This window comes from Acinetobacter sp. UBA2581 (assembly GCF_002339435.1).
Classification (GTDB): domain Bacteria; phylum Pseudomonadota; class Gammaproteobacteria; order Pseudomonadales; family Moraxellaceae; genus Acinetobacter; species Acinetobacter variabilis.
In genome coordinates this window covers 1-9,405 of record NZ_DDLD01000007.1, presented here as the reverse complement: position 1 = coordinate 9,405, position 9,405 = coordinate 1, and the positions used below count along the sequence as shown (strand labels likewise).

Here is a 9,405-nt window from a genome sequence, read left to right as displayed (position 1 = left end):
TTATTCATTTGAAAATTATATGGTGGAATAAGCCTTTAAAGATAGGTTTGTGCAACAAAGCCTATCACTTCTAAAATTTAAACTTTTATATCTAAGAGCTGGATAAATTCAAATGCCGGTTCTTCATAAGGATGACTGTCTTTTAGAGCCTTAGCCACTTCAACCGCCTTTTCATCAGGTACAAGAATTTCGACCCGCCATTCTTCCACATTTTCCAATTGGCCAATTTCCCCAATATGAGGATCTGCGCCTTGCTGCGGCTTAAATTGTCCAGTTCCCAGCACTTGCCAGGCACAGTCGGTATATTCACCAATCCCACCCGCACCTGCTGCAAAAACGGCCTTCTTGGTTTCCTCTAGGTTTTCATCTGGTACGTAATAAATCAGTTTAAGCATATATCTCTACAAGTTTTTCAAGCATTTACCGTATTGTTAAGGGCTTCGGTAATAATATTCAATGCTGGATTTTGAGAGTTCTTGTTAAATGTTGCATATAGTTCTACCTGGGGTAAAGGTCGATCTGTCTGGATCACTTTCACTTCATCATTCAGGAACCGTAATAGATAATCGGGAGCAAAACTAAAACCCATCCCCATATTGATCAGGTTAATATGCTGTAGCACATTGGTCGCCCACAGCACCTGATCGTGCTTTAGCTGATCAAAGGACATCAAGGCATTAAGTCTTTCGTAAAATATGGGTGATGCATTCTGATCATACATAATAATCGTATGATTTTTCAGTTCCTGTAATTTCAGTATCCGATCGGTTGGGTGCAAATGCTTGGCTGCAACCAAGTGAATTTGTTCCGTCAATAAATGGATATTTTCAAAATCCGGATGATCCAGCTGAAAAAGGGTAATACTTAGATCTAATTCAGTATTTTTTAGATGTTGAAGCTGTTCCAGACAGAACAGGCTATGCAGATGAATTTTTAAATCTGGCATGGTCTTTTTCAGCTTGGCCAAAATATGTGGCATAACTTTTAGTTCGGCAACATTCAGAAAGCCAATATGAATCTGATTATTTTTCTGCTGGGCCACCTGTCGTGCTGATGCAACAGCCAATTTGGCATTTTCCAGAGCTTTTTCTGCATAGATTAAAAAGGCCTTACCTTCATCGGTTAACTGTATTTTTCGTGAAGAACGTTCAAACAGGTTAACGCCAACTTCCTGCTCCAGATCTTTAATCTGCTGGCTTAAAGAAGGTTGAGCCGTAAACAGTTTTTCAGCAGCCCTAGTGAAACTCTGCTCCTGCGCCACGGTAATAAAATAGCGTAAATGTCGAAGTTCCATAGATTGCTCACTTCAAAAAATAGGTACTTATCTTACGATTTAGGCCAACATATTGAAAATATTAATAGATCAATAGCTTATGCTAATACTCATATAACTACCTTTTATACATGGCTAGATTTTGCCCCCTCATACATTTATGCCTGTATCAAGTTTACACATGGTGTCTTGCATGACACAGTATTCGACACTGAATCGGGTGAAAGCGGGGGTCAGGCAGCTGAATCACTGAACTTGCCATATTTGGATGTGATTCGGATTGTTTCTCATGATGTGTATAGCACCAGAATTACCAAGTCTGAAATTCATGAATCTGTGGCAGTTCTGGTTCGTCCGGATGGTTATGTAGTTTGGCGTTATAGGATAGTACCAATGATCAGTTTGATTATGAAAATACGCTGAAGACTGTGTTAAAGCAGATTCAATTAACTGTGTAGTGATAAAGCCACCTTCGGTTGGTTTTTCTTTAGTAATGGTAAAGGAATCATAGTTGTCGATCATTAAGATCATACATATTTTTCAAACTTTCCATTATTTAAAGCGTCAAATTGATTAGATACCCAGCGACATGGATGTCACCCGTCAGACTGTGGGACAAGGACGTCCCATCAGTCTGACAGCGGTTTTTTTGTCTTGCGGAGCAGTGCTCCTCATGCCCCGTCAAAAGTAAATCCTTATATCCTCTAAATTTAAAAAAGCCACCTCTCGGTGGCTTTTTTAAATCTGTTGATCAAGAACCCTGTAGCAAATAACTACCTACCAAGAACAGCACCTGTAGGCCAACGACAAAACCAAATAACCACCAACCTTTCTGACGTAATTCTGTTCTATCCATTATTCTGAACGTCTTAGCCATGTCATCACCTCATTCTTGAGTGTTGATACTGAACTGATCTATACCATCTTTCCTTTAAAGTGCATAAATATTGTGCATTATTTACACAATATCACTTTTATGCAGATATAAAAGCAAAATCTAAACCAGTTCAGCGGGAGAAAATTAAATAAATGTTTCAAACTGCTTAAAAAGCAAAAAGCCACCCACTGGTGGCAATTGATGAAGCTAGTCTAAACAAAAGTAAATGATTTTTCTAGCTTTGCTGAGTCACTTAAAATTCTAATAATAAAAAAGAGCCGCTACTGCGACCCTTTTTTGAAGCTAAATCAGATTAGCCAATGAACTTACGCGCATTACGGAACATACGTAACCATGCACCGTCCTGATCCCAGTCTTCTGGTTTCCAAGAGTGCTGGATCGCACGGAAGTTACGCTCAGGGTGTGGCATCAGGATCGTCGCACGACCATCTTTCGAAGTGACACCAGAGATCCCTTCAGGCGAACCATTCGGGTTCAATGGATATTGCTCAGTCGCATTACCTTGGCTATCCACATAACGCATGATCACCTGGTTATTGGCATTCAATGCAGCAATGCTTTCAGCTGATGCAACCACACGACCTTCACCATGTGCTACAGCGATTGGAAGAATTGAACCTTCCATACCTTCTAGCAATACAGAATGAGATTTCTCTACACGAACATTGACGCTACGTGCTTCAAATACTTCCGACTTGTTGCGATGGAAACGAGGCCAAACATCTGCACCTGGAATCAGTGGAGCCAATTGTGACAGCATCTGACAACCGTTACAGATACCTAAAGAGAAAGTTTCCTGACGGTTAAAGAATTTCTCAAACTGGTCACGAAGTTGCTGATTGAACAATACTGATTTCGCCCAGCCACCGCCTGCGCCCAATACGTCACCATAAGAGAAGCCACCACATGTGACCAGACCTTCGAAGTCATCCAGACTGATACGACCAGCCAGAAGATCGCTCATGTGTACGTCAACAGTATTGAAGCCGACTTTGTCGAATGCTGCTGCCATTTCTACATGACCATTCACACCCTGTTCACGCAAAATCGCCATATTTGGACGACGTGAATTGATGTACGGTGCTTCGATTTGCTCATTCAGGTCAAATGTCGGTTGAGCAATCAAACCTTTGTGCGCTTTGTCTGTTACTAATGCAAATTCTTGATCAGCAGTTTCTACGTTGTCACGCAGACGCTGGATTTGATGAGAAACTTCAGTCCAAGCCACTTGCAGGTCGGCACGTTCAAGTACCAGACCATTTACAGATAACTGGTCAGAGTTGTTTACTGTACCTACTACAGAGATCGCATCTTTTAGAGTAGAAGTAGCGATTTCTGCTTGTAATGCATCCCAATCTGCTTTCGCGATTTGCAGCACAGCACCGATTTCTTCAGCGAACAGTGAAGCTACAGTTTGTTGTTCCAGAGCTACACCAAGACGTGAAGCGAACATCATTTCCGCAACAGTTGCCAGTAAGCCACCATCACCGATGTCATGATACGCCTTGATCAGACCACGGTTGTTCCAGTCTTGAACCAGTGTAAAGAATGCTTTGAAGTCATCAAAGCTATCGACATCAGGAGTGACAGAACCAATGGCTTTATACACCTGAGCCAGGATCGAACCACCCAGACGGAACTGGCCTTTAGACAGATCAATACGAACCAGTACAGACTCAATATTTTTCAGTTCAGGGGTTAATGTTTTGCGAACATCAGTCACTGGAGCAAACGCAGTAATTACGCCTGACATCGGAGAAGTTACGGACTTGTCTTCGCCTTCGTCATTCCAAGTCGTACGCATTGACAATGAGTCTTTACCAACTGGAATTGCAATGCCCAGTGCTGGACACATTTCCATACCAATGGCTTTTACGCCTTCAAACAAGGCTTGGTCTTCGCCCGGTTGACCTGCCGCCGCCATCCAGTTTGCAGACAGTTTGATGTCGCTGATCTGATCAATCTTCGCAGACATGATGTTCGAGATCGATTCAGCAACTGATAAACGTGCAGAAGCCGCTGGGTTTAACAATGCAACTGGTGGACGTTCCCCCATTGCCATTGCTTCGCCCGTGTAACCGACAAGGCTGGTAGTCGTTACTGCAGCATCTGCTACAGGAACCTGCCATGGACCAACCATTTGATCACGTGCAACCATACCGGTAATCGAGCGGTCACCAATGGTGATCAGGAATGATTTAGATGCAACTGTTGGATTCTTGATCACGCGATAAATCGCATCTTTCAGATCAGTGACTTTAGACGCATCAAAGTCATCGCCTTTACGCGGAGCAGTTTCATATGAACGGCTCATACGTGGTGTACCACCAAGCATCACTTGCATTGGCATATCCACAGGCTTGTTGCCGAACAATGGATCCTCAACTGTCAGATGACGTGCTTCAGTTGCTTCACCCAGTACCGCAAACGGACAACGTTCACGTGCACAGATAGATTCAAACAATGGTAAAGATTCTGGACGGATCGCAAGCACATAACGCTCTTGCGCTTCGTTTGACCAGATTTCCATTGGCGACATGCCTGGCTCAAGCGATGGGATCTTACGAAGATCCAGTACTGCACCTAACTCATGATCGTTTACCAGCTCAGGCATCGCATTCGAAATACCACCCGCACCGACGTCATGTACAGAAACGATTGGGTTTTCATCTTCCATGCGCCAGCAAGTATCGATCACTTCCTGACAACGGCGTTCCATTTCCGGGTTTTCACGTTGAACCGAAGCAAAGTCCAGGTTTTCACCCAATTTACCGCTATCTACAGAAGATGCTGCACCACCGCCAAGGCCGATCAGCATGGCTGGACCACCTAGAACGATTAACAGATCACCCGGCTGGATAGCATCTTTCTCAACATGGTCTGGACGGATGTTACCGTAACCACCCGCGATCATGATTGGCTTATGAAAGCCTTTCACTTCGCCATTGACGTTTTGTTCGAAGGTACGGAAATAACCCGTTAACGCTGGACGACCAAATTCGTTGTTAAACGCTGCACCACCTAATGGACCTTCAATCATGATTTGAAGTGGAGATGCCATACGTGACGGTTTGCCGTAGTTTTCTTCCCAAGGCTGTTCAAAACCAGGAATATTCAGGTTAGATACGGTGAAACCAGTTAAACCCGCTTTAGGTTTACCACCACGACCAGTCGCGCCTTCGTCACGAATCTCACCGCCTGAACCTGTTGCGGCACCAGCAAATGGTGCAATCGCTGTTGGGTGGTTATGAGTTTCCACTTTCATCAGGATGTGAGCGGCTTGACTCTTGTATTTATAAACGTTTTGACCGTTATCTTCTTGAGTTGGATAGAAACGTTGCGTATCAAAACCAACAATCACCGATGCGTTGTCTTTATAAGCCGACAATACGTCTGTTGGTGATTCTTTATAAGTATTTTTGATCATCTGGAACAATGACAATGGTTGAACTTCACCATCAATCGTCCATTCTGAACCGAAGATTTTATGACGGCAATGTTCAGAGTTTGCCTGTGCAAACATCATCAGTTCGATGTCGTTCGGGTTACGGCCCAGTTTGGTAAATGCTTCTGTCAGGTAATCAATTTCCTGTTCAGACAGCGCAAACCCGAACTCATTATTGGCTTTAACCAGTGCTTCTTTACCTTGACCCAGAATATCAATCGAGTTCAAAGGTTTCGGAGCAGTTTCAGTAAATAATACTGCAGCATCTTCAATCGCATTGAAAAAGCTTTCAGTCATGCGGTCATGCAAGATCTGTAACGCTTCTTTAGAAAGCTCTTTTTCGCCCTTCAAAGTAAACAAAACACCGCGTTCTAAACGATGAACCGGTGTATTACAGTTGGCAAAAATATCAGTTGCCTTTGATGACCATGGTGAAATCGTGCCGACACGCGGTGTCACCAGAATCTGGATTTCATCACTTGCAGCCTGGTGCAGTTCAAATGATTGACCATCGTTGAGAAGCTGTAAAGCGGATTGCTGTTGTTGCTCGTTGAGCGCTTGGTCAAAAAGATAAACAAATTGACTTTCTAGTGATTGAACAGAACTAATTGACGATAAACGTGTGAGTAGTTGAGCTTTCTTAAAAGAAGAATGTGCAGGTGCACCGGCAACGATAAACATGCTGATTTTGGCTCCACGGGATGATCGAGCGACCATGCCACAATGTGACTTGAGAGAGCGCATATTCTACTGTGAAATATATAAATCGGCTAGAGAGGAAATGGGAAAACTCAAGCGAAAAGCTATAGCATTTTATAAATAATGCTTTTATTTTCAGATAAAAAAATTGAATGTAGTCGCACAGGTTAACACATTTTTTTCAAGAAAAATCAAAACCGCTTCAGAATAATTTTCTGCATAAAAATTGTATTATTTTTCAACGACAATCGGGACAAAATCAAATTTAGATTTTATTGTCATGACCTGTCAAAGCGCCGATTTAGGCTAGGATGAAATACTTGATTACAAGATTTCATGAAGTCGTATTTTTTGCAGACTGCTTTTAATTATTTTGATTGACTCTTAACTTTGACTACTAAGATTAGAAAACTGGTTAAAGGTCTTCTGCCTTTATGAAATACAAAGAGCAATTTTCCGCTCATCTCCGCTATTACAGCATCCGACAAAAATTACTCCGCCATATAAATGAGTAATTAATAATGAGTGGTATTTTAATCTAACATAATCTTCAGAACAAAAACCGGATATCTGCTCTCATCTTATAAAAGAATAAAAATAAAATTTCTTATGTGATCCCTTCATTTTTTTCATATTTGATGCTTATCTTATCAAATCATAATTAAGCGAAATTTACTTATCTGAACAACCAAAAATGATATCGACAAAATTACCCCACTATATCCAATATTTTGAAATTTCATCACTTATTCATTAGTTATATTATGCGTAAAAAGCAGAATATAAATAGCAAAACACCACTCGTATTTATGAGAAAATTTACCACGGATTATGAGGCCTATATAAAAAAATAATGAAGAAATGATTAATAATAAAATTTTGTTACCCTTTTTATTTAATCCGTATTCTCAGGTTTTATTTAACTCGAAAAATTTAAAATAAATATCTGTAATTGCTAAAAAAATATCTGAAATTTTCTTTTTATTCAACTGACAGAGGAACAGACTCACACTTCTATATCAGCTAAGAATCTTACCAAATAGACACTTCATCAGTAAATTTGATGATTTTATGTTAAGCTCTAGCCGAATTGCTGAGGAAATGTCCAAATTCTGGGCCTGGCAATGGTTTTTCCTTTCTGCTGTAGAGATGAATATAAATTCTATATTCGGACACTAATTTTTTTGATGTTCTATAGCTTCACTGCTCTGTCTATTTTAGAGCCTTAATCTGTCACCAATGATTTAATTTTCAAGAACAAAAGGTGACCCGCTTAAGGAGTATGTATGTTTCAATTCACTAGTACAGCAACTGTACTATTGATGGTGCTTTTCTATGGCATCACCTTTTTACTATCGTTACGTATTAAACAGAAAAATGAAAATGTCGATGGCTACATGGTCTCGAATGGCTCCATCGGATTTGGAATGTCTGCGGCCAGTATGACCGCCACCTGGATCTGGGCCGCCTCGTTTTATGCAGCAGCTTCATCCGGATATACATACGGCGTTTCCGGTGCCCTACACTATGGTTTGTGGGGTGCGCTGATGATTTTATTTATCTATCCCTTTGGCAAGCGCTTTCGTGAACTGGCGCCTAATGCACATACTTTGGCGGAAATCATGCATGCCCGGCATGGCAATCAAAGCCAGATGATTCTGGCGGGTTCCAATATTGTGGGTAGCGTGATCAGCCTGATGGTAAACTTTACTGCCGCCGGGGCACTGGTTGAAATTTTATCTCCTTTAAGCTTTATCCATGGCGTGCTGATTACCAGTATCGGTGTACTGTCCTATACCCTCTGGTCGGGCTTCCGCTCCTCAGTCTTTACCGATTTTGGTCAACTGGTGGCAATGATTGTCGCGGCGGTGATTATTATTCCAACCTTATTCTTTACCTTAGGTGGGCCATCCCTGTTTCAAAGCGGGATTCATCATCTGCAACCGGAACAGCTGGATTTTTTCTCTAAAACAGCCTTCTTGGAACAAGGCGCGCCATTTTTTGTTGCCGTATTGGCCTACGCAATTGGTAATCAGACCATTGCCCAGCGCCTGTTTGCAGTCCGTGAAGATCTGATTAAGCCAAGCTTTATCACTGCAACGATTGGTTATGCTGCAATTGTTATTGGTCTAGGCATGCTTGGATTATTGGCGTTATTTGCAGGTATTCAGCCCATTGATGGCAACCTGAATAACCTGATTCCACAAATGGCAGCGACTTATCTTTCGCCATTTATGGTTGCGCTGTTATTTATCATGGTGATTGGAGCCCTGTCTTCTACCGCTGACTCGGATCTGTCTGCCCTGTCTGCGATTGTCATGACGGACATTTATGGCAAACAGATTGCGAAAAACCGCCCTGATCCAAAGAAAATGCTATTCATTGGCCGTATGACCATGATCGTTGCCACCATGCTTGGAATTGTGATTGCCACCTTGAAATTTGACATTTTATCGATGCTGATTTTTGTGGGAGCGCTTTGGGGATCTATTGTGTTCCCAGTGATTGTCAGCCTGTATTGGGACAAGGTGAATGCCCAGGCCTTTAACTGGTCAGTGGGCCTCGCATTTTTCAGCTTTCTGATAGTACGTTTTGAATGGCTTCCGATTCAGGGATTGATCGCACTTGGCTTTGAACTCGTTGCAACCTTGGGGATTGGTGTGGTGCTGGGACTGATGACCTTTGGTTTCTTCGGCAAGAAAGTGGGTCTGGTCGTTGGCATATTGGCCAGTATTGGCTTCATGCCATGGACCATCGGCTTCTTGCACGAATACGGCACCTTGTTAAGCTCACTAACAGCTTATGGCACTAGTGCACTGGTATGTACTGTGTTGACGCTGGTCTACAGTAAAGAACGATTTGATTTTAAACAAATCAATAAGATGGTGATTGAGTTTCACCAGCTATCTGAGAAAAGTAAATAAGGAGATTTCAGATGACAAGTCAATTATTGACCCTATATGTACTTTTTTGGCCATTGGTGGCAAGCTTGGTCTTGTTCACGATTTGCCTGAATGTCTATAAAGACACACAACAGGCCAAGAAAAATGGCGAAGAGCTAATCTGATTCTTTGTCTTGTCCTGAAATAG

The 9,405-nt window shown here is 42.0% G+C and carries 7 protein-coding genes; 3 read left to right on the top strand and 4 right to left on the bottom strand.

Annotated features, from left to right (window positions below):
• Positions 1-77 precede the first annotated feature (77 nt).
• Together B3Q46_RS00870 and B3Q46_RS00865 are read right to left on the bottom strand one after the other, a co-directional pair.
• Positions 78-395: a hypothetical protein gene (locus B3Q46_RS00870; protein ID WP_004784580.1), complete on the bottom strand. Its 318-nt coding sequence runs from the start codon at positions 393-395 to the stop codon at positions 78-80.
• Between the two features lie 17 nt (positions 396-412).
• Complete coding sequence (locus B3Q46_RS00865) at positions 413-1,294, bottom strand: LysR substrate-binding domain-containing protein (protein ID WP_005236689.1); 882 nt, start codon at positions 1,292-1,294, stop codon at positions 413-415.
• 168 nt (positions 1,295-1,462) lie between these two features.
• Here B3Q46_RS00865 and B3Q46_RS00860 point away from each other — a divergent pair, with 168 nt between their 5' ends.
• Positions 1,463-1,696, top strand: coding sequence for a hypothetical protein (locus B3Q46_RS00860; RefSeq protein WP_034581063.1), 234 nt, complete (start codon positions 1,463-1,465; stop codon positions 1,694-1,696).
• A gap of 328 nt (positions 1,697-2,024) precedes the next feature.
• Here the strand turns inward: B3Q46_RS00860 and B3Q46_RS00855 are convergent, their stop codons facing one another.
• Together B3Q46_RS00855 and purL are read right to left on the bottom strand one after the other, a co-directional pair.
• Positions 2,025-2,150, bottom strand: coding sequence for a KGW motif small protein (locus tag B3Q46_RS00855; protein WP_004784583.1), 126 nt, complete (start codon positions 2,148-2,150; stop codon positions 2,025-2,027).
• 313 nt (positions 2,151-2,463) lie between these two features.
• Positions 2,464-6,297 carry a phosphoribosylformylglycinamidine synthase gene (gene purL, locus B3Q46_RS00850; protein WP_004784584.1) on the bottom strand — a complete coding sequence of 1,278 codons (3,834 nt, stop codon included), beginning with the start codon at positions 6,295-6,297 and terminating at the stop codon, positions 2,464-2,466.
• A gap of 1,304 nt (positions 6,298-7,601) precedes the next feature.
• Here purL and B3Q46_RS00845 point away from each other — a divergent pair.
• On the top strand, positions 7,602-9,239 hold the full coding sequence (locus tag B3Q46_RS00845; protein WP_034702785.1) for a sodium:solute symporter family transporter: 1,638 nt from the start codon (positions 7,602-7,604) through the stop codon (positions 9,237-9,239).
• Positions 9,240-9,250: 11 nt separating this feature from the next.
• Positions 9,251-9,382, top strand: a complete 132-nt coding sequence (locus tag B3Q46_RS00840) for a putative transporter small subunit (RefSeq protein ID WP_004645659.1) — start codon at positions 9,251-9,253, stop codon at positions 9,380-9,382.
• Positions 9,383-9,405: the final 23 nt, after the last annotated feature.

Bases quoted from the DNA above. Each gene is read 5' to 3' on its own strand.
- B3Q46_RS00870 (WP_004784580.1), bottom strand. From the start codon at position 395: ATGCTTAAACTGATTTATTACGTACCAGATGAAAACCTAGAGGAAACC.
- B3Q46_RS00865 (WP_005236689.1), bottom strand. From the start codon at position 1,294: ATGGAACTTCGACATTTACGCTATTTTATTACCGTGGCGCAGGAGCAG.
- purL (WP_004784584.1), bottom strand. From the start codon at position 6,297: ATGTTTATCGTTGCCGGTGCACCTGCACATTCTTCTTTTAAGAAAGCT.
- B3Q46_RS00845 (WP_034702785.1), top strand. From the start codon at position 7,602: ATGTTTCAATTCACTAGTACAGCAACTGTACTATTGATGGTGCTTTTC.
- B3Q46_RS00855 (WP_004784583.1), bottom strand. From the start codon at position 2,150: ATGGCTAAGACGTTCAGAATAATGGATAGAACAGAATTACGTCAGAAA.
- B3Q46_RS00840 (WP_004645659.1), top strand. From the start codon at position 9,251: ATGACAAGTCAATTATTGACCCTATATGTACTTTTTTGGCCATTGGTG.